Annotated in this window: 15 protein-coding genes and 1 pseudogene; 9 read left to right on the top strand and 7 right to left on the bottom strand. The window is 61.0% G+C overall.

The genetic code is table 11. From position 1 onward, the window contains the following. Positions 1-2 precede the first annotated feature (2 nt). On the bottom strand, positions 3-1,055 hold the full coding sequence (locus tag CK222_RS24535; RefSeq protein ID WP_095802192.1) for an ABC transporter substrate-binding protein: 1,053 nt from the start codon (positions 1,053-1,055) through the stop codon (positions 3-5). 239 nt (positions 1,056-1,294) lie between these two features. On the opposite strand from CK222_RS24535, the gene CK222_RS24530 reads away from it, so the two are divergent. The 4 genes from CK222_RS24530 to CK222_RS24515 all read left to right on the top strand — a co-directional run bounded on the left by CK222_RS24530 (position 1,295) and on the right by CK222_RS24515 (position 5,121). Next, entirely contained in the window at positions 1,295-2,095 is an 801-nt protein-coding gene (locus tag CK222_RS24530) for an IclR family transcriptional regulator (protein WP_095802191.1), read from the top strand. An 80-nt stretch (positions 2,096-2,175) separates the two neighbouring features. After that, the gene (locus tag CK222_RS24525) at positions 2,176-3,057 is read left to right on the top strand and encodes a DMT family transporter (protein ID WP_095802190.1); all 882 of its coding nucleotides are present in this window, start codon (positions 2,176-2,178) and stop codon (positions 3,055-3,057) included. A gap of 331 nt (positions 3,058-3,388) precedes the next feature. Continuing rightward, positions 3,389-4,207, top strand: coding sequence for an FkbM family methyltransferase (locus CK222_RS24520; RefSeq protein ID WP_095802189.1), 819 nt, complete (start codon positions 3,389-3,391; stop codon positions 4,205-4,207). Between the two features lie 107 nt (positions 4,208-4,314). Further along, a complete protein-coding gene (locus CK222_RS24515; RefSeq protein ID WP_095802188.1) occupies positions 4,315-5,121 on the top strand; it encodes a hypothetical protein in 807 nt (268 codons plus the stop codon). Here CK222_RS24515 and CK222_RS24510 read toward each other — a convergent pair. The 6 genes from CK222_RS24510 to CK222_RS24485 form a co-directional block, all read right to left on the bottom strand. Beyond that, positions 5,118-5,795 (bottom strand): class I SAM-dependent methyltransferase, encoded by a 678-nt coding sequence (locus CK222_RS24510; protein ID WP_206518437.1) that lies wholly within the window; start codon positions 5,793-5,795, stop codon positions 5,118-5,120. The two genes, CK222_RS24515 and CK222_RS24510, sit on opposite strands and share 4 nt — an antisense overlap. 41 nt (positions 5,796-5,836) lie before the next feature. Next, positions 5,837-7,057 (bottom strand): glycosyltransferase, encoded by a 1,221-nt coding sequence (locus CK222_RS24505; protein WP_245433244.1) that lies wholly within the window; start codon positions 7,055-7,057, stop codon positions 5,837-5,839. Between the two features lie 22 nt (positions 7,058-7,079). Next, positions 7,080-8,768 (bottom strand): hypothetical protein, encoded by a 1,689-nt coding sequence (locus CK222_RS24500; protein WP_095802186.1) that lies wholly within the window; start codon positions 8,766-8,768, stop codon positions 7,080-7,082. Beyond that, positions 8,768-9,727 (bottom strand): glycosyltransferase family 2 protein, encoded by a 960-nt coding sequence (locus CK222_RS24495; protein WP_245433238.1) that lies wholly within the window; start codon positions 9,725-9,727, stop codon positions 8,768-8,770. Before CK222_RS24495 ends, CK222_RS24500 begins: the two co-directional genes overlap by 1 nt. Positions 9,728-10,066: 339 nt before the next feature. Beyond that, positions 10,067-13,594 carry a DNA polymerase III subunit alpha gene (dnaE, locus tag CK222_RS24490; RefSeq protein ID WP_095802185.1) on the bottom strand — a complete coding sequence of 1,176 codons (3,528 nt, stop codon included), beginning with the start codon at positions 13,592-13,594 and terminating at the stop codon, positions 10,067-10,069. 114 nt (positions 13,595-13,708) lie between these two features. Next, positions 13,709-15,721, bottom strand: a complete 2,013-nt coding sequence (locus tag CK222_RS24485; RefSeq protein WP_095802184.1) for an acetyl/propionyl/methylcrotonyl-CoA carboxylase subunit alpha — start codon at positions 15,719-15,721, stop codon at positions 13,709-13,711. Between the two features lie 266 nt (positions 15,722-15,987). On the opposite strand from CK222_RS24485, the gene CK222_RS24480 reads away from it, so the two are divergent. From CK222_RS24480 to CK222_RS24460, 5 genes and pseudogenes are all read left to right on the top strand, one after another. Next, positions 15,988-17,115 (top strand): S-(hydroxymethyl)glutathione dehydrogenase/class III alcohol dehydrogenase, encoded by a 1,128-nt coding sequence (locus CK222_RS24480; RefSeq protein WP_095802183.1) that lies wholly within the window; start codon positions 15,988-15,990, stop codon positions 17,113-17,115. A gap of 67 nt (positions 17,116-17,182) precedes the next feature. Then, positions 17,183-17,752, top strand: a complete 570-nt coding sequence (gene gfa / locus CK222_RS24475; RefSeq protein WP_067000227.1) for an S-(hydroxymethyl)glutathione synthase — start codon at positions 17,183-17,185, stop codon at positions 17,750-17,752. A 62-nt stretch (positions 17,753-17,814) separates the two neighbouring features. Next, positions 17,815-18,282: a YaiI/YqxD family protein gene (locus CK222_RS24470; RefSeq protein ID WP_095802182.1), complete on the top strand. Its 468-nt coding sequence runs from the start codon at positions 17,815-17,817 to the stop codon at positions 18,280-18,282. A gap of 24 nt (positions 18,283-18,306) precedes the next feature. Then, positions 18,307-18,985: pseudogene (locus tag CK222_RS24465) on the top strand (DUF1345 domain-containing protein). A gap of 103 nt (positions 18,986-19,088) precedes the next feature. Beyond that, complete coding sequence (locus tag CK222_RS24460) at positions 19,089-19,970, top strand: cytochrome b/b6 domain-containing protein (RefSeq protein ID WP_095802181.1); 882 nt, start codon at positions 19,089-19,091, stop codon at positions 19,968-19,970.

The following is a 19,970-nucleotide window of genomic DNA, read 5'->3' as shown; positions in this document are numbered from 1 at the left end:
GCCTACTTCTGCGCCAGCAGCTTCTTGAACAGCTCCTCATCGTAGGGCGAATAGATGTAGCCGTCAGCCGGGAAATCTTTCGCCCGGGCGAGGTATTGATCGATGTTGGAATTGTCGATGACCGGCAGCGGAATCTTGACGAAGGCCGGCACGTCCTTGCCCTCCAGCGCCTGGACCGCGGTGTAGGTGGCAAAGGCGCCGAGCCAGTTCGGCTGCATGGTCGCCCAGCTCTTCAGGCCCTTTTCCTTCCACAGCTCGAGGAACTGGCGCGCATTCTCGCCGGTGATCGGCACCTGGTCGCGGCCCTGCTTGTCGAGCGCGAGCACCGCACCGGCCGAGAGCGCGCCGCCGAGCGACAGGATGCCGTCGATCTCGGGATTGGCGAACAGCAGGCTGGTGACGGCTTCCTGGGCCGGCGCGACATTGTACGGCGTGTTGGTCTCGGCGAGGATTTTCACGTCGGGGTGGGCCTTGAGCTCGGCATCGGCGCCCTTGCGGCGGTCGTCGCTGACCGAAACGCCGGCCGGGCCGTTGAGGATGAGGATCTTGCCCTTGCCGCCGATGGCGTCGATCAGGAACTTCGCAGCCTGGTCGCCCCACTGCGAGGAATCCGTGTTGACCTTGGCCGTCACCTGGTCGGTATCGACCAGGCTGTCGAAGTTGATGATCGCGATACCCTTGGCGCAGGCATCCGCGATCACACGCGCCGGAGCGGTCGAGGAACCGGCGATCAGGATGATGGCGTCGACATTGGAATCGATCATCGACTGGATCTGCTGGATCTGCACATTGGCGTCGCCCTGGGCGTCGGTCACGACCAGCTTGTCGACCAGCCCCTGCTTCTTGAGCGCCTCGACCTCGGCTTCGATCGTGCCCTGGGTCTGCTTCATCCAGGTCGGCACGGAATAGATGTTGGCCCAGCCGATCGTATACGGCGCCTTGCGGTCGCCCTTGATGCACTTCGCGGCCGCATCGGCCTGCGAGCCGACACCGACGGCCAGGACGAGACCGAGGCAAAAGGCGCTGACGGATGCGAAAAACGATGACTTCTTCATGACAGTTCCCCTTCTGTAGCTCTTGTCCGGACGTGCGGAGTCGGGACGGCGAAACACCGCGGTTGCCGCGTCGCGGAAACCGCTCGTTCGTCGGCTGGACTTCTTCTGCCCGGCTCGTTAGTTTATCCGATATTCCAGACAACATGTCTGTATATCGGACAGACGGGATGCTAGACTGAGCCTTGACATCTTTCAAGCGTCTTGAGACGAGAGCCGAAAATGATTTTTGAGCGGCTGGCATGAGCGAAGGCGCAACTGGTTTGATCGAGGCAGGCGCCGGGGCACAATCGCAGGCCGGCGAGCGCCGCCGCGGCATCGACCGCGTCATCATGCTGCTCGAGGCCCTGCTGAAGCATCGCGCGCCGATGCGCATCGGCGACATCGCAAAGATGATCAACGCACCCCGTTCGACGACCTATGAGATCGTCAACAGCCTGCTCGAAGCCGAGATGCTCGAAAATGTCGGGTCCGAGGGCTACGTCTATTTCGGGCGGGCGATGCACTTGTTCGGATGGGCGTACTCGCATCACAACGCACACTATCGCCGCATCCTCGAAACGCTGGACAGGATGGCGGCCGAGACCGGTGAGACCGTTCAGCTCTGTGGTCTGCGCGGCAACAAGTATGTCGTTCTCGATTGCCGGGATTCTCCCGGCCCTTTCCGCATCTCGAGCGATGTCGGCGTCGAGGTGCCGATCCCCTGGACGGCGTCGGGGCGGCTGCTGGTCGGCCATATGCAGGAGAGGGAACTCAAGAATTTCATTCCTGCCGCCGACTACGAACTCCCCGACGGTCGGGTCATTGCTCCCGACGAATTCTTCGCCGATGTCGACCTGGCTCGCCGGCAGGGCTTCAGCGAGACCTCGGCGCTCGCCGACCGTTTCACCTGGTGCATGGCGGCTCCCATCCGCGACAGCCACGGCGCCATCTACACGACGCTTTGCTTTGTGCTGCCGGTCGATACGCCGGAGCCGCGTCGCAACCAGTTGCTTGAGCTGCTGCGCGAGCGCGCCAGCGCACTGTCGCTCGCCGGAAGCTGAGCCGGAATGCGGCCGTCTGGCCCAGTCGAATGCCGCGACTACCGGTTGCGGCACAACGACGGTCTTGCGACATAGCGCCAATGGCACCCGCTCCCTCGATCACCAAGGCCGCGCTCTGGATGGCGCTGTCGATCGCCTCGTTCCTGGCGATGTCGGTCGCTGGCCGTACCGCGACGGCCGCGCTCAATGTCTTCCAGGTGCTGGAGCTGCGCTCGGTGATCGGCTTCTTCATCCTGCTGCCGCTGGTGCTGACGGGCGGCGGCTTTAGGGCGATGCGCACCCAGCGCCCGCTCGCCCACATCGCCCGCAACGTCGTCCACTATGCCGGCCAGGCCGCCTGGCTCTATGCGCTGACCTTGATTCCGCTGGCCGTGCTGATCTCGATCGAGTTCACGACCCCGATCTGGACGGCGATCCTGGCGGTGACCTTTCTCGGCGAAAGGCTGTCGCGGGCCAGGCTGACGGCAATCGTGCTGGGTCTGATCGGCGTGGTGATCATCGTACGTCCCGGCGTCGGCTCGGTCGATCCCGGGCATCTCGTCGTGCTGGGAGCCGCAATGTGCTTCGGCGTCTCGGTGGTCATGGTCAAGTCGCTGACGCGAACCGACAGCGTCGTACGCATCATCTTCTGGATGCTGATCATTCAGTCCGTGGTCGGCCTCGTCCCGGCGCTCTATGTCTGGCGCAACCCGGCAGTCGAACTGTGGCCGTCGATATTGGTGGTCGCCTTCACCGGCATGTCCTCCCATTTCTGTATGGCCCGCGCGCTCAGCCACGCCGATGCGACCGTCATTTCGCCGATGGACTTCCTGCGCGTGCCGCTGTCGGCGCTGATCGGATGGCTGCTTTACAGCGAGCAGATCGATGTCTTCACCGCCGGCGGCGCCTTGCTGATCCTGACCGGCAATCTGCTCAACCTGCAGCGCAAGGCGCCTCAGCCTGCTGAAGTCGCGACCTCCTAGGTGTGAGGTCAGACGCCCGGTTGGGTTGCCTGCGACCCGACAAGCTGGCTGGCGTCGACACCGGGCCCATGGGGCATTTCATCAGCACGGGTGGAGCGCATAACACCGCCAACTACGCCATTGCTGCCTAGGCCGGGGCAACCAGCCTTCAGCCAGCCGCTCATTGGCATGGGGGCACCCGCTCTCACCCCCTCCTTGCGATCAGCAAAGCGCCTTTTGTCGGCTTCACTAAAAAAAAGGCAATGCCGTTTTAATTTGACAGCGCCACTGCCTTCGCTGTCCGTAATTTTCCAGTCTGAACGGGCGTGAACGAGTTCTCCGGAGGGCCTCGATGAATACTATGAAGCATGCATTTCATTTAGTGAACGTTCTTGGCAATATAGTTCCCCATGCCGGCAGGCGCTTTTTGCTGGATAGGCTTGGATTGGGCAAGATTTTGCAGCGGGCGTCCAAGGGGAGCATCGATCAGGTCAAACTGCCAAACGGCTATGACCTCTTCTTCAACCCGATGCTACACTGGAATGCAACCAACCCAAAAAATCACGAGCCAGAAGTCACCGCCCTGCTCCACCGCTATTTAAAACCAGGGGCCATTTTCTATGACATTGGCGCCAATATCGGGTTGCATTCGCTGATCGCGTCGAAGATTGTGGGCCCAACGGGACGAGTGCTTGCATTCGAGCCCGGTGAGATCAACCTTAAGTATTTCCGCCGGACTCTGGAAAACAGGATCCCCAACGTATCGCTGCACGAATTCGCGATTGGTGCTGCCGACGAAGTGAGGGTGTTCGACCTCAGGGGTGGCGCAATGTCGGGGAAGCTGGTTGGCCCCGGGGAAAATGCCGTCGCTCCCGTGAGCGTGCAAGTTAGGTGCATCGACAGCCTCATAGCTGAAGGCTATCCACGCCCTGATGTGATAAAGATTGATATCGAAGGAGGCGAGGCAGACGCGCTGCAGGGGGCCGCGACAACGTTGCAAACACATCCGGTCGTGATCTGCGAGATGCATGATTTTGCGCCCGAGGAAGTGAAACGGGCCATGAAATCGCTGACAGAAGCTGGTTATCAGGTGACCCGAATCCCGGATAGATCGCCATCGGATCATTCGCGCAGCCATCATATTGTGGCAGTACGGGGCGACGGCGTTTGAATTCGGCTAAAGCAAGATTTGTGGTGTCCCGCCTAACCGTCCTGGGCGACCAGGTTTTTAACTGGGGACATTCCCACCGTGCGCCCATTCGCAATCTTGGGCTCACAGTGGCGATTTCGATTTTTGCTGGCGGCCTGCTGTTGGCTATCCAAAGCATGCCTGGCCTGTTTGAACGGCTTAACGCAACTCCCTTTGTCTTCCTCGTCATGGTCGCAGTGCCGGCCACGGCGGCGCTGAATGCGCTCGAGCTCCAGATCATGGCAGCAATGGCGAAGAAGAACATGGCTTGGGCAAACGCATTCGAAATCGGCGTCTTTTCAAGTGCCGCCAATATGCTGTTTTTGCCGGCTGGCCTTTTGTCGCGCGCTGCGGCGCTACGGGCACATGGAGTCGGACTGCGCTTTGGAGGCAGCCTGATTCTTTTTTTCATGGCGTTGTGGTTTGGGGCAGCGTTTGGTTATTCGGGCCTATTCCTTCTTGCGCTCGGCCACATCAAAATCGGTGCAGGTTTTGCCACTGTCGGATTGCTGTGCACTGGCGCCAGCATTGTCTTCCTGGTTCGCCTCCGATCCGGTTGGAGACTGGTTGTTTCGGCGCTGGCCATAAAGCTCGCTGGCTTGATCCTCGAAGCCTTTCGGCTCTGCCTCGCGGCAAACGCGCTCGGGATCGGCCTCGGCTTCAATCAGGCTTCAACCTTTTCGATAGCCTCCATAATCGGAACACTAACCTCTCTCGTTCCGGCAGGCTTGGGGATCACGGAGGCGATCACGGCATTACTCTCGCCGCTTGCCAATATCGATTCTGTCGCAGGTTTCCTGATTGCTGGAACCAACCGAATTGCCGTAGTGCTGGGTTTGCTCTTGCTGGCGGTCATTCTTGTAGGGACAAGGCGATTGAGATCCCTATCTGATTAATTCCGGCTGTATACGTAGAAATCGGCAAAGGACGTGTTGTCGGGATCGCGCGGATCAAGCGGATAAGCGTTCGGAGTCACCGAACAAAGTTTCCAATCCGGTCGATTGACCTCGATCCATTTCGTAAACATGCGATGCTTGACGTGCGGTTCCGGGGTCGATTCAGCTGAATTGCTTGAATACACAATGACAAACCGCTCTGAAGAAGAGAACAAGTTCCGCATATACGTATCAAATACGGTGTCTTCCACCAGGTGATATACCACGTCCAATGACAGCGCGAGATCATGCCGACCACCCGGATCGTTGTCGACAAGCTCGAATTGTTTGGTCGGATCATTCGCGAACCGCTTTCGACACTGGGCTACCGCCGAAGGTGCATTGTCGAGCCCTAAGTATTTTGGATATTCTGCAAGGGCCAGTTGCATCCCGTCGCCGCAGCCGAACTCAACTACCGACTGAATTTCGTGACTTTCTACAAAGCGATTGAGAAAATCGGCCTTAAACCGCGCGAGACGGTCGGCTGAACCGGCACCCGACGTGCCGCCATCCCTGTAGCGCCTTTCCCAATAGTCAGCAGAATTTCGAAAATTCAGCGCGGCCAAGGCAAAATATACCTCTCGGACGAGCGGCCCCGCAAACCAACTCTTCTTCGCCCATTTCTTCAACGACATAATTCTGGACGCCCTTCTTTCGACCGGCAACTTGTGAAGCATCAATGGGTTCGTCTCTCGGCCGATAAAACGCGGTGATAAATTTCGTGGAATCGTTCAGCGGTCTTGGCGATCGTGCCCTCGGACAGAACCCATTCCTTGGCATTGGCGGCAAGGCCGATTGCAAAGCGTTTATTTGTAACCATTCTCTCCACCGCCTCGGCGATTTCTCCTGGAGATCGCTCGGCGACCAGAAGCCCTGTCTCCTCATGGCGAATGATGTCGACGAGACCACCGCATCGCGACGCAATCACGGGCAGGTCGTGGAGCATCGCTTCGAGCGGCACGACGCCCTGCGCTTCCATTGTGCCATCTGCCGCACGGCGAGAGGGAATGACCAGAACATCGCTTCTGCGCATCCACTGGCTAACCTTTTCCGGCTGCAGCCAATCCGTAAACAATATGCGGTCGCGCACCTCGAGAGACGCGGCCTTCGCCTCGAGGGTTTGCCGGTCCGGCCCATCGCCCACGACAACGAGTCGTGCGCCTGGCAGACGGCTTTGCAGCAATGCGAGAGCGGCGACTGCATCCTCCGCTCCCTTGCAGTCAATTAGCCTTCCGACGAACAGCAAGAGAGGGTTTGCTTCGTCGGCGAATCCACACTCCCAAGACGGGACCGTTTCCTCACGAGTTCGAGAAGATGCTCCGATCGGAACGATCTCGACCCGATCGGGGTTTGCGCCCAACCTGCGTAGCGCAGCCGCCGTCGCGACAGAGTTGGCCGTCAGGAATGATGCGTGCCGCGCGGCAAGCTGTTTCGCCCACATCGGTAGACGTCCCTGCAAACCGAGAACGTCACTGCCATGCGCACTCACGACGAGAGCCGTTCGACCGAGACAGGAAGGCAATGCAGTGATTCCTTGCGGGACCACCCAATGTGCATGGATCAGATGATGGCGACGCGACTTGGCTAGCTGATAGGTAGCAGCAGCTTGCGCGACCGCGATGAGTGGCAGCTTTATCGCTTTTGATGGCTTCGCCTTGATATTTTCGAGCGCTCCTGCGCCATAGAAGACGTTTTCCAGCTTTTCAGGCCAAGCATAGCGAAACCGATGAACGGTGACACCGTTGCCCAGATCCTCGACCGTCTTGCTGCCAGGCGAATGGGGGGCCAACACGTCCAGTTCTATTCCTCTGGCCGCGAGCGCGAAAATCAGATCGGACATAAAGGGGGAGACGTTGTCGCCATGAAAGCGAGGAAAAGTGGACGTGGAAATCAGCACGCGCAAACCAGCAGGCCCTCGCCTAGAACCCGGTGAAGATCGCCATTGGCGGCTCGCGCGCGGGAACAGGCGGGTTTCGCCCATGGCGCAACGTGGCAAGTCCGCCCCGAAAGCTATGCGTTCCCTCAGTTAGCTCGACAACATCGCCCGGCAGGATCGATCGCCGGTCAATTTCAACCGGTGCATCGGCCGTCATAGTGTAGGGTCCAGGAATGTGAACCGCGAATGTGGCTTCAACCCCGCCTGTGGCGGGTAGCTGCTTTCCCGCGATCCAGATTGGACCCCAATGGCGCACATAGTTCTCTTTCAGAGCCTCTATGTCGGCAGGGAGCAATCCTTCGCCCGCATCGGTCGATACAGTGCCGGGTTCCAGCGCAGCCGAAAGCGCCGGGCCCGAGACGATGACGAAGGGCGGTCTTTCTTTCTCGATCGCATGCAGAAGCACCGGTTCTCCTCGATCGCGATATTCCTCGATTCCCCAGGTGCTCATCAAAAATCCTGCGTGGGGATAGGATGCAACCATGCCCGTTTGAGCGATATAAGGTACCGGGTTCGGAAAGATCTGATGCACGGCGGAAATCAGTGATCGCTGAGCCGATTGGTCTCGCTGAAATTCTGGAATCGCATGCCCCACCGCCAGGGCGACGAATATCACGGGGATTGCCCCCGAAATTTTTGACAGGGAAGAGAGCTTATCTGCGGCCAACGCCCCGACCACCGCCACGGGTGCCATCATGAACACATAGAAGTAGGGAAAGCTGTTTCGATAGAAGGCAATGCATAACAACGGCGAGGCGAAGCTAAGTATAGTCAATGCGCGGAGCCTCTCCGCGCCGCTATTGTTGATTGTCCGAGCTACAGCCAGGCCCATTCCGACGCAGATCACCGACCATTGCAGCGCGTTCACCGCCAGCGAATACGCCAGAAATCTCGCCCCGTAGAAGAGGCTGCTATCAACCAGCTGCTTGTTGTAAACGGAGGTCAGCGTATTCCCGGCCTGAGATACGGCCTGCGCCAAGCTTGCCGAGTGACAAAGAAATAGGCCGACGAACGCCGTGGCGGCAATCACGAGTGCGACGGCCATATTCCGGAGCAATACCTTATCGTGGGTGCGTGCCAGTTGCAGGGTGGCGACCATTGTTATGGCCGGGACATAAAAGACCGATTTTATCGAGATCAGGCCCGCAACCGTCACCGCCAGCGCAGAAAGGATAAGCAGCCTGAGCGGAAGGCGGTCGCGCGTCAGCCCGAATAGTGCACCCATCAGAAGTGTCGTGATGATCGGGTCGGCACGGAAGCTCGTCGCGTTCCGCATCACAAAACCCAGTGTGGCGTAAAGCACCGTCGCCCATAAAGCCCCGCGAATGGAAACGAGGTTCTCGGCCGTTTTGAAGAGGAACCAGAGCGTGGCCAGGTGAAGAAGCCACATCAGGCAGCGCGCAATGACGATCGTGCCTATCTCGTCGGTGGGCAGCAATGTCAGCCACGAAAATAGATGGACGTGAAACGTTTGCAAGGCAAGACTAAGCGAAGCCCGCTTGTATTCGAAAATCAGTGATAGGAAATGGAATTCGTCCCAGTTAACTTCCCGAAAGAGCGCCGTTGTCAATTCCAGTACTGCGATAGCGCCGAACAGAATAAGAATAGTCCATCGACCGACCCTGACAGGAGCTTCAGACCTCGCATCGAAGAATCCGGCCAAACTCGTCATTATTCGACCCGATCCATCTGCTCTTCGATTTTCCGTAGCTTGAAAAGCGTCATCTCGAGCATTTGCCGGTTGCGCCCAATTAGGTCGGCGAGAAGTGCGAAAAGCAAAGTGATAAAACCTACGATGATCAACACGCCGCCAAGGATCAGCGATTGAATGTGGCCCCTATTGTCGCCTACCAAAGACAACCACAGAAAACGAAGTATCGGCAACGAGCCAGCGAAACAAATTACGCCACCGATGAGCAGAAACGCGTTCAGTGGATTGTAAAGGGCATAGGAGCGTACAATTGTGATGCCGGTGTTGAAAATAAAATGAGGTATGCTTTTAAATAAACGAGACCGCCGCATGGGCGCATTGGTTCGAATGGGAACCGACGCCACCGCCAATCGCCTCTTGCCAGCGAGGATCAGCATTTCCGTTGTATAGGAAAAGCGCGACACAATGTTGATCTGCATCGCGGCATCGCGACTTATTGCGCGAAATCCACTGACTGCATCGGGAACGTCTATCCCCGCCAAATGACGAACGACGCGGGTCCCGACGCGCTGCAGGATCTGCTTGCCTGACGAGAAATGGAAATTTTTACCCACTTGGCGGTCGCCAATGACGATGTCGGCTTCCCCACGCAGAATAGGCCCGACAAGCAGCTCTATGTCCGACGCGTTGTATTGGTTGTCGGCGTCGGTATTGACAATGATATCGGCTCCCGCGCGAAGGCTGGCGTCTATCCCCGTCTGGAACGCAGCCGCCAAGCCGCGATTGCGGCGATGGCTAACCACGTGATCCACATTGAGGCTTCTCGCAACGTCGGCAGTCCCATCACTGCTACCATCATCGATCACAAGAATGTCGACGCTATCTATCCCCTCGATCTTGCGCGGTATTGCCGTAACGGTGGCTCCAAGACTCGCTGCCTCATTGTAACAGGGAATCTGGATAACCAGCTTCAGTGCCAAGATCGTCTCCCCACGCCCTGTAACATCATAAGCCAACTACTTTATTTTTGGTTACCTTTGGTTACCGAAACACAAAGGCCTCCCAGGGTCACGGTTTCTTGCCGGGCGACTTTTGAGTGCCAGATTGTCAGCTTGGTTTGCCGCTCACGCCATCATTAGCAAGAACAAGTTAGGCAAAGATATACAGAACCATACGTCGTTGAGCGAATGACGTGGTTTGGCCAGTACGGGTGATGGCGGCGGGGCTTGAATTGGTGGCCACGCCTCGCGCCAAAGCATTCCAGGAAAAGCGTTACCCGGTTTCTGTTCGGAGTTGCGCGAGAACAAGTAGTTGGAACGCTACACCAGTTCCACTTCGACGACACCCGGCACCGCGCGCATGGCCGACGCGACCTGCGGCGAGATGCGATAGCGGTTGGGCAGTTCGATCTCCACCTCGCCCTGGCCGGCTTCCTTGATCAGCACGAAGCTCACCTGCCCCTCGCCCTTCACGGCAAGCTGGTTGGCAAGGATGTTGATGGGCTGAGCATCACGCACGAAGATGCGTAGCGCCTTTTGGATGCGGCTTGCTTCGTCCTCCAGCGACTGCACCGTCTGGATGCGCAGATTGATCCCCTCCGGCCGGTCTTCGGCCGAGACGGTGATCACCACCGAACGGCCAGGCTCCAGCATGTCGCGATACTGCGCCAGGCCTTCGGAGAACAGCACCGCCTCGTACTGGCCGGTGGTGTCGGAAAACTGCACGACGCCCATCTTGTTGCCGGTGCGGGTCTTGCGCTCCTGCTTCGTGGTGACGGTGCCGGCGAGCCGGCCGGCCGCAGCGCCGCGTTTGACCGCGGCGGAGAATTCCGCCCAGTTCTGCACCCGCATCTTCTGCAGCGCCGCCTTGTATTCGTCGAGCGGATGCGCAGAGAGATAGAAGCCGACCACCTGGAACTCGCGGTGCAGCCGGTCGGCGGCAAGCCATGGCTCGGCCGCCGGCAGGTTGAGCGCCTGCGATTGCGCGCCGAGCGAGGCGCCGAAAATATCCGTCTGGCCCGAGATGGCATTCTGCTGCGCCAGCGACGCGAGCCCCATCATCCGCTCCACGCCGGCCATCATCACGGCGCGGTCATGCCCGAAGCAGTCCAGGGCCCCCGCCATGATCAGGCTTTCGAAGACGCGCTTGCCGACGATCTTCGGATCCACGCGCTCGCAGAAGTCGGCTAGGCTCTTGAACGGCCTCTCACCGCGCTTCTCGACGATGTGCTCGACCGCGGCGTCGCCGACGCCTTTGAGCGCCGCCAGCGAGTAGAAGATCTTGTTCTCGCCGACCTCGAACGGTCGGAAGCTGGTCATCACCGACGGCGCCACCACCTCGATGCCGAGGCGTAGCGCGTCCTGGCGGAAATCCGCCAGTTTGTCGGTGTTGCTCATGTCGAGCGTCATCGACGCCGCCAGGAACTCGACCGGATAGTGCGCCTTGAGGTAGGCGGTCTGGTAGGAAACGACCGCATAAGCCGCGGCGTGCGACTTGTTGAAGCCGTAGTCGGCGAATTTCGCCAGCAGATCGAAGATGAAATCGGCCTGCGCCTTGCCGACGCCGCGCTCGACGGCGCCGGTGACGAAGCGCTCGCGCTGCTTGTCCATCTCGGCGCGGATCTTCTTGCCCATGGCGCGGCGCAGAAGATCGGCTTCGCCGAGCGAATAGCCGGCAAGCTCCTGCGCGATCTGCATCACCTGTTCCTGGTAAACGATGACGCCTTGAGTTTCCTTCACAAGGTGGTCGATCTTGGGGTGGATCGAGGCCATCTCCTCCTCGCCATGCTTTCTGGCGTTGTAGGTCGGGATGTTCTCCATCGGGCCTGGGCGATAGAGCGCGACCAGCGCGATGATGTCCTCGATGCAGTCCGGCCGCATGCCGATCAGCGCCTTGCGCATGCCCGCGCTTTCAACCTGGAACACGCCGACCACCTCGCCGCGCGACAGCATGGCGTAAGTCTCGGGGTCGTCGAGCGGGATGCGGGCAAGATCGATATCCACACCGCGCCGCCGGATCAGCTTCACCGCCGTTTCCAGCACCGTCAGCGTCTTCAGGCCGAGGAAGTCGAATTTCACCAGCCCGGCCTGCTCCACATATTTCATGTTGAACTGGGTGACCGGCATGTCCGAGCGCGGATCGCGGTACATCGGGACCAATTCCGACAACGGCCGGTCGCCGATGACGATGCCGGCGGCATGCGTCGAGGCATGGCGGTAGAGGCCCTCGAGCTTCTGCGCGGTGTCGAGCAGCGTCTGCACGATCGGCTCCTTTTCCGCCTCCTCGGCGAAGCGCGGCTCGTTGGCGATGGCGTCGGCCAGCTTGACCGGGTTGGCCGGGTTCTGCGGCACCATCTTGGAGAGCTTGTCGACCTGGCCATAGGGCATCTGCAGGACGCGGCCGACGTCGCGCAGCACGGCGCGCGCCTGCAGCGTACCGAAGGTGATGATCTGCCCGACCTGGTCGCGGCCGTATTTCTGCTGGACGTAGCGGATGACCTCCTCGCGCCGGTCCTGGCAGAAGTCGATGTCGAAGTCCGGCATCGAGACGCGGTCCGGGTTGAGGAAGCGCTCGAACAGCAGCGAGAAGCGCAGTGGGTCGATGTCGGTGATGGTGGTCGAATAGGCGACAAGCGAGCCGGCGCCCGAACCGCGCCCCGGTCCGACCGGGATGCCTTGCGCCTTCGCCCATTTGATGAAGTCGGCAACGATCAGGAAGTAGCCGGGAAACTTCATCTTCTCGATGATGCCGAGCTCGAATTCGAGCCGCTCGCGATATTGCTCGACCGTGTAGCCTGGCGTCGGTCCGTGCGCGGCAAGCCGCGCCTCCAGGCCCTCGCGCGCCTGGCGCGCGAGCTCGGCGGCTTCCGCCTTCTCGGCGGCGTCCTTGTCGGCGGAGTCGGCGCCGGTGAAACGCGGCAGGATCGGGCTGCGGTTCTTCGGATAGTAGGAGCAGCGCATGGCGATCTCGACCGTGTTGTCGATCGCTTCCGGCAGGTCGGAGAACAGCCGTGCCATCTCGGCCTGGCCGCGCAGGAAATTGTCGGGCGAAAGCCGCCGGCGATTGTCGGCGGCCACCACCGAGCCTTCGGCGATCGCAATCAGCGCGTCATGCGCCTCATAGTCTTCGCGCTTGGAGAAGAAGGCCTCGTTCGTCGCGACCAGCGGCAGTTCGTGGGTATAGGCAAGGTCGAGCGTCGACTTTTCGACCATGCGGTCATAGCCGGCGACCCGTTCCAGCTCGACATAGAGACGGTCGCCGAAAAGCTCTTTGAGGACCAGCAGCCGCTGTTCGGCAACGTCGCGGCGGTCCGCCTTCAGCGCGCTGCCGATCGGGCCGCGCGGGCCGCCGGTCAGGCATAGCAGGCCATCGCAATGGCTCTCCAGCATGGCGCTGGTCATATGCACCGGCTCGCCGGGCGGCGTTTCCAGATAAACCTTGCTGATCAGCCGCACCAGATTGGCATAGCCGGCCTCGCTGGCGGCGATCAGCACGATCGGCGACATCTCGGGACCGTGCCGGCGGCGGTCGCGTTGGGCGTCGCTCGTTTCGCCGGAAAAGACGAGGTCGACCTGGCAGCCGATGATCGGCTGGATGCCGTCCTTGACCGCTTTCTGGGCGAATTCGAGCGCGCCGAACAGATTGTTGGTGTCGGTCACTGCGATCGCCGGCGCTTCATCCTTGACCGCGTGGCCGACGATGGCGCCGAGCTGCAGAGCGCCCTCGAGCAGGGAATAGGCTGAATGCACGCGCAGATGGATGAACTTCCGCGCAGGCGTCTCCGGCTGCGTAGCCTTCACGACAGCTTCGCGCTGCAAAGGGTCGCGTGGAAGTCGTTCATCCGCCATGTTTTTTCGCGCTATCTCAAGGACTCATCCGTGCAGATGTATTGTCCCGGACGCCGCGATGCCAGTCCAGTACAATCGACCGCGAACCACAAGCTTGCGGCCTATGTCGCCCCGTCAGGCGAACTCCATGATCACAGCGTCGACCGCGAGGCTGTCGCCCGGTTTGGCGTTAAGCTTCGCCACGGTGAGGTCGCGCTCCGCGCGCAGCACGTTCTCCATCTTCATCGCCTCGACCACGGCCAGCGTCTCGCCGGCCTTGACGTCTTGGCCCTCGGCGACGGCTATCGACACCACCAGTCCTGGCATCGGGCAAAGCAGCATTTTCGAGGTATCCGGCGGCAGCTTTTCCGGCATCAGCCTTTCCAGCTCCGCCGTCCGCGGACGCATGGCTTGAGCCGTCACCGACATGCCCTTCCAGGCGATACAAAGGCCGTTCAGCACCGGCCGGACCTGCGCCGCGATCCAGTTGCCGCCGACCCTGCCGCGCCAAATCGGGTCGCCCGGCCGCCAGTCGGAAGCGACCGTCAGCGGCTCGCTGCCATCGATCGAGAGATCGATCTCCATCGGGATCGAGACCATGCCGTCGAGGATGCCGGCGCAAAGATAGTCCGCGCCGATCTTCACCACCCAGTCGCGCTTGAGATGGCCCGAATGCGGTGCCAACCGGCCGCTGAGCCGGTCGAGCCGGTCCCGTCGCAGCAGCTCGATTGCGGTGGCGATCGCGGCAAACACCGCCATCTCCTCACCGTCCGGTTCGACCGGCGCGAAACCGTCCGGATACTCCTCGGCGATGAAGCCGGTGGAAAGCCGCCCCTCGCGCCAGCGCGGATGCTGCATCAGCGCAGCGAGGAGCGGAATGTTGTGCTCTATGCCGTCGACGACAAAACCGTCCAGCGCTTCGGACATGGCATCGATAGCCTCGAGCCGCGTCGGCGCCCAGGCGCAGAGCTTTGCCACCATCGGGTCGTAGAACATCGAGATCTCGGAGCCTTCGGCGACGCCGGTGTCGTTGCGGATCACCACATCGCCGAACGTGCCCTCTTGCGGCGGCCGGTAGCGCGTCAGCCGGCCGATCGAGGGCAGGAAATTGCGAAACGGGTCCTCGGCATAGAGACGGCTTTCCACCGCCCAGCCGTTCAGCTTGACCTCGCTTTGCCTGATGCCGAGTTTTTCGCCGGCGGCGATGCGGATCATCTGCTCGACCAGATCGATGCCGGTGACGAGCTCCGTCACCGGATGCTCGACCTGTAGTCGCGTGTTCATTTCAAGGAAATAGAAGTTCCTGTCCTTGTCGACGATGAACTCGACCGTGCCGGCGCTCTGGTAATCGACGGCTTTCGCCAGCGCCACAGCCTGCTCGCCCATGGCCTTGCGCGTCTTGGCGTCGAGGAACGGCGACGGCGCTTCCTCGACCACCTTCTGGTTGCGGCGCTGGATCGAGCATTCGCGCTCACCCAGATAGAGCGCATTGCCATGCGCGTCGGCCAGCACCTGGATCTCGATGTGGCGCGGGTCGACGACGAATTTCTCGATGAAGACGCGGTCATCGCCGAAGGAGCTTTTCGCTTCCGAACGCGCTCGCTCGAAGCCGTCGCGCACTTCCGCGCTGCTCCAGGCGATGCGCATGCCCTTGCCGCCGCCGCCGGCCGAGGCCTTGATCATCACCGGATAGCCGATCTCGCCGGCAATCCTTTCGGCGTGGTCGGCATTGTCGATGACGCCCAGCCAGCCGGGTACGGTCGAAACCTTGGCCTGGCTGGCGAACTTCTTCGATTCGATCTTGTCGCCCATTGCGCGGATCGCCTTGGGCTTCGGTCCGATGAAGATGATGCCTTCCTTTTCCAGCGCTTCGCAGAAAGAGGCGCGTTCCGACAGGAAGCCATAACCCGGATGCACCGCTTCGGCGCCGGTTTCCTTGCAGGCGGCGATGATCTTCTCAGGCACTAGATAGCTCTGCGCCGCCGGCGACGGGCCGATATGCACGGCCTCGTCGGCCATTTCGACATGCACGGCGTCGCGGTCGGCATCCGAATAAACCGCGACCGTGGCGATCCCCATCTTGCGCGCCGTCTTGATCACGCGGCAGGCGATCTCGCCGCGATTGGCGATCAGGATCTTCTTGAACATTCGGATGTCGTTCCTCCGGCGAAGCCGTCCAGTTCTATGGACAATCCCGACGCGCCTCAAGTGTCTGCAGCCCCTGCCCTTCGGCGCTCGATGCTTTTGCAGAAGCGGCGTCGAAAAACGTCGCAACAGACGTTGGCCGCCACCTTCGAACCCGGTAAGGTGGTGGCGAGCGCAAGAAAATGGCAGGCGGTATTCGCCTCGCCGGGCAGGCTCGACGGCCTGCCATAAAGCTGAGACTTTTAAGATTGCCTTGGGAGGAATGCCTCATGAAAACGCGTGCCGCAGTTGCCGTTGGTGCCGGAAAGCCGCTGGAGATCATGGAGGTGGATCTTGAGGGGCCGCGCGAGGGCGAGGTGCTGATCGAGGTCAAGGCGACCGGCATCTGCCACACCGACGAGTTCACCCTCTCGGGCGCCGATCCGGAAGGCATCTTTCCGGCGATCCTCGGCCATGAAGGCGCCGGCATCGTCGTCGATGTCGGCAAGGGCGTGACCTCGGTCAGGAAGGGCGACCATGTCATCCCGCTCTACACGCCCGAATGCCGGCAGTGCCCGTCCTGCCTGTCGCGCAAGACCAATCTCTGCACCGCCATCCGCGCCACGCAGGGACAGGGCCTGATGCCCGACGGCACCTCGCGCTTTTCGGTCGGCGGTGAAAAGCTGTTCCACTATATGGGCTGCTCGACCTTCTCCAACTTCACCGTGCTGCCGGAGATCGCGGTCGCCAAGGTCAATCCCGACGCCCCCTTCGACAAGATCTGCTATATCGGCTGCGGCGTGACCACCGGCATCGGCGCTGTCATCAACACCGCCAAGGTCGAGCAGGGCGCTACGGCCGTCGTCTTCGGCCTCGGCGGCATTGGCCTCAACGTCATCCAGGGCCTTCGCCTGGCCGGCGCCGACATGATCATCGGCGTCGACTTGAACAACGACAAGAAGGCCTGGGGCGAGAAGTTCGGCATGACGCATTTCGTCAATCCGCAGGAGATCGACGGCGACATCGTGCCTTACCTGGTCAACCTGACCAAGCGCGGCGCCGACCAGATCGGCGGCGCCGACTACACTTTCGACTGCACCGGCAACACCAAGGTGATGCGCCAGGCGCTGGAAGCCTCGCATCGCGGCTGGGGCAAGTCGGTCATCATTGGCGTTGCCGGCGCCGGCCAGGAGATTGCGACGCGGCCCTTCCAACTGGTCACCGGCCGCACCTGGATGGGCACCGCCTTCGGCGGCGCGCGCGGCCGCACCGACGTGCCGAAGATCGTCGACTGGTACATGGAGAAAAAGATCCAGATCGACCCGATGATCACCCATACGCTGACGCTCGACGACATCAACAAGGGTTTTGATCTCATGCATGAGGGCAAGTCGATCCGCAGCGTCGTGGTTTATTGAAGCAATGCCGCATCGGTCGCGGGCTGGAGCCCGCGACCTTTGCGGCTCAACATGGGAGGAAGGACGAATGGCGGAAAAATTGCATCCGAAGATCGACAACGGGCTGCCGAAGGAAAGTGCTGCCTTTTCCGGCGGCACGCTGGTCTGTCTCTGCACCAGCAACCCGGTGAAGGTGAAGGTCAAGGGCCAGATCGCCCACAACCATGCCTGCGGCTGCACCAAATGCTGGAAGCCGGAAGGCGCGGTGTTCTCGGTCGTCGCCGTTGCCGGCACCGGCGACGTCACTGTGGCCGAGAATGGCGACAAGCTGAAGGTGGTCGACCCGGCAGCGCTGATCCAGCGCCATGCCTGCACCAGCTGCGGCGTGCACATGTACGGCCCGGTCGAGCGCGACCATCCCTTCAAGGGTCTGTCCTTCATCCATCCCGAGCGTTTCGAGGAGGACGGCTGGTCGCCGCCCGGCTTTGCCGCCTTTGTCTCCTCCATCATCGAAGCCGGCGTCGACCCGAGCCGCATGGACGGCATCCGCGGCCAGCTGAAGTCGATCGGGCTCGAACCCTATGACTGCCTCAACCCCGCCCTGATGGACTACATCGCCACCTGGACGGCGAAGAAGTCGGGAGCCTTGGCGGCCTGACGATTGCGGGATTTCTGGTAAAGGGCCGGCCAACGCCGGCCCTTTGCACATTTGGAGAGACGATGCCCGCACCCATCATCTACGTCGACGCCGATGCCTGCCCGGTGAAAGCCGAGGTCGAGAAGGTCGCGGAACGTCACGGCATTGCCGTTACCTATGTTTCTAATGGCGGCCTGCGCCCGTCGCGCGATCCGATGATCCGCAATGTCGTCGTCTCCAAGGGCGCGGATGCCGCGGACGACTGGATCGTCGAGAACGCCAAACCCAACGATGTCGTGGTGACGGCCGATATCCCGCTTGCCGCGCGCGCGGTGGCGCTCGGCGCGCATGTGCTGGGACCTACGGGCCGTCCCTTCACGCCCGAGACCATCGGCATGGCGGTGGCGATGCGGGATTTGAAGCAGCATCTGCGCGAGACCGGCGAAAGCCGCGGCTTCAACGCCGCCTTCACGGCGAAGGACAGGTCAAACTTTCTCGGCGAGCTCGACCGCATCTTGCGGCGGGCGCTCAAATCCGCCACACCCGGCTGACTCGAAGCCCTTTGAGAACCGGCCATGGGCGACGACATATCCCTCAACACGCCGATCCACCGGCACGTGCAGTTCGCTTTGGCTGCGGCCATCGGCATTGTCGCGCTGCTTCTCGCCCTGATGCTGGGGGCGCCGCTGCCCTACTCCATCGGCGCCAACCTCTTCTTCGCCGCTTACACTCTTCTGGTGCTGGTCGCGATGCCGAGGCTCACCGTCCGTTACCTGAGCAAGAACGCGCGTGCCACGGACCTGCCGGTGCTGCTGATTTTTGCGGTCACGCTCCTGGTCGTCGGCCTCGCCATCGGCTCGCTGTTTCAACTCATCAACCAAAAGGCTGCCGCGCATCCGCTGGAGGTTCTGTTCGCGATGCTGTCGATCCCGCTTGGCTGGTTCACAATCCATGCGATGGCCGCGCTGCATTATGCGCATGTCTACTGGATGGACGGCGACGAGATCGACGAGAAAACCAGGAAGAAGAATCCGGTCGGCGGCCTCGATTTTCCCGGCGGCAAACGCCCGGAAGGCTGGGATTTCCTGTATTTCGCGACCGTCATCGGCATGACTGCGCAAACCGCCGACACTGGGATAACGACCTCGCGCATGCGCCAGGTCGTGCTCGTCCATTTCGATCCTGAGCTTTTTCTTCAACACGGTGATCGTCGCCGCCGCGGTCAATCTCGCGGTCAGCCTGGGCAGTCCATAATAAATCCGTGATCGGATGAAACAACGCTTGGGCCGGAGACGTATTGGGAGGAGAACAAGGCTCTGAGAGGCCGCAGAAGATGCAGCCGGGAGGACACCTAGATATGGAGACCGTCGCCAGAAGCGAACCCTCCACCGAGGTAGAAGCATCCACGCCGAAGGACCCGACGCTGATTTACCGGCAATCGGGCTGGACGCGCCTGACCCATTGGCTCTGGGCGTTCTCGCTGTTCTTCATGCTGCTTTCGGGCCTGCAGATCTTCAACGCGCGCCCGCAACTCTACATCGGCAAGGAATCGGGCTTCCAATACAACAATACGATCCTCGAGATCGGCGCCGAAAACACAGACGGCGGACCGCGCGGCTTTACCAAAATCTTCGGGCATCGCTTCGACACCACCGGCGTGCTCGGCTGGTCCGGCCCTCCCGGACAGGAAACGCCGCGCGCCTTTCCGTCCTGGGCGACGATCCCGTCCTACTACGACCTCGGCACGGCCCGCGTCGTGCATTTCTTCTTCGCCTGGGTGCTGAGCGCAACACTGCTCATTTGGCTGGTCGCGAGCCTGATCAACGGCCATATCCGTCGCGATCTTGCCCCTCGCCTGGATGACTTGCGCAAGCTGCCGCGCGACATCCTCGACCATGCGAGGCTGAAATTCCACCACGCGCGCGAATACAACACGCTGCAGAAAATGGCCTATGGCGGCGTGCTCTTCGTGCTGTTGCCGCTGATGATCATCACCGGGCTTGCGATGTCGCCGAGCATGAATTCGGTGCTTCCCTGGCTCAATGAAATCCTGGGCGGTCGGCAGACGGCTCGCACCATCCACTTCATTGTCATGGTGCTGCTCGTGCTCTTCTTCGTCGTCCATATCCTGATGATAGTGGCGGCCGGCCCGATCAACGAGCTGCGCTCGATCATCACCGGCTGGTACCGCACCGACCCGCCCGCAAAGCACGACCAGGCCACCGAGAGGAGCGCCTGA

The organism is Mesorhizobium sp. WSM3866 (assembly GCF_002294795.1).
GTDB lineage: Bacteria > Pseudomonadota > Alphaproteobacteria > Rhizobiales > Rhizobiaceae > Mesorhizobium.
The sequence above is the reverse complement of the archived record's forward strand: the minus strand, read 5'-3'. Positions and strand labels throughout refer to the sequence as shown.

Bases quoted from the DNA above. Each gene is read 5' to 3' on its own strand.
- CK222_RS24530 (WP_095802191.1), top strand. From the start codon at position 1,295: ATGAGCGAAGGCGCAACTGGTTTGATCGAGGCAGGCGCCGGGGCACAA.
- CK222_RS24460 (WP_095802181.1), top strand. From the start codon at position 19,089: ATGGAGACCGTCGCCAGAAGCGAACCCTCCACCGAGGTAGAAGCATCC.
- CK222_RS24535 (WP_095802192.1), bottom strand. From the start codon at position 1,055: ATGAAGAAGTCATCGTTTTTCGCATCCGTCAGCGCCTTTTGCCTCGGT.
- CK222_RS24510 (WP_206518437.1), bottom strand. From the start codon at position 5,795: ATGTCGTTGAAGAAATGGGCGAAGAAGAGTTGGTTTGCGGGGCCGCTC.
- CK222_RS24480 (WP_095802183.1), top strand. From the start codon at position 15,988: ATGAAAACGCGTGCCGCAGTTGCCGTTGGTGCCGGAAAGCCGCTGGAG.
- CK222_RS24470 (WP_095802182.1), top strand. From the start codon at position 17,815: ATGCCCGCACCCATCATCTACGTCGACGCCGATGCCTGCCCGGTGAAA.
- CK222_RS24520 (WP_095802189.1), top strand. From the start codon at position 3,389: ATGAATACTATGAAGCATGCATTTCATTTAGTGAACGTTCTTGGCAAT.
- gfa (WP_067000227.1), top strand. From the start codon at position 17,183: ATGGCGGAAAAATTGCATCCGAAGATCGACAACGGGCTGCCGAAGGAA.
- CK222_RS24500 (WP_095802186.1), bottom strand. From the start codon at position 8,768: ATGACGAGTTTGGCCGGATTCTTCGATGCGAGGTCTGAAGCTCCTGTC.
- dnaE (WP_095802185.1), bottom strand. From the start codon at position 13,594: ATGGCGGATGAACGACTTCCACGCGACCCTTTGCAGCGCGAAGCTGTC.
- CK222_RS24525 (WP_095802190.1), top strand. From the start codon at position 2,176: ATGGCACCCGCTCCCTCGATCACCAAGGCCGCGCTCTGGATGGCGCTG.
- CK222_RS24485 (WP_095802184.1), bottom strand. From the start codon at position 15,721: ATGTTCAAGAAGATCCTGATCGCCAATCGCGGCGAGATCGCCTGCCGC.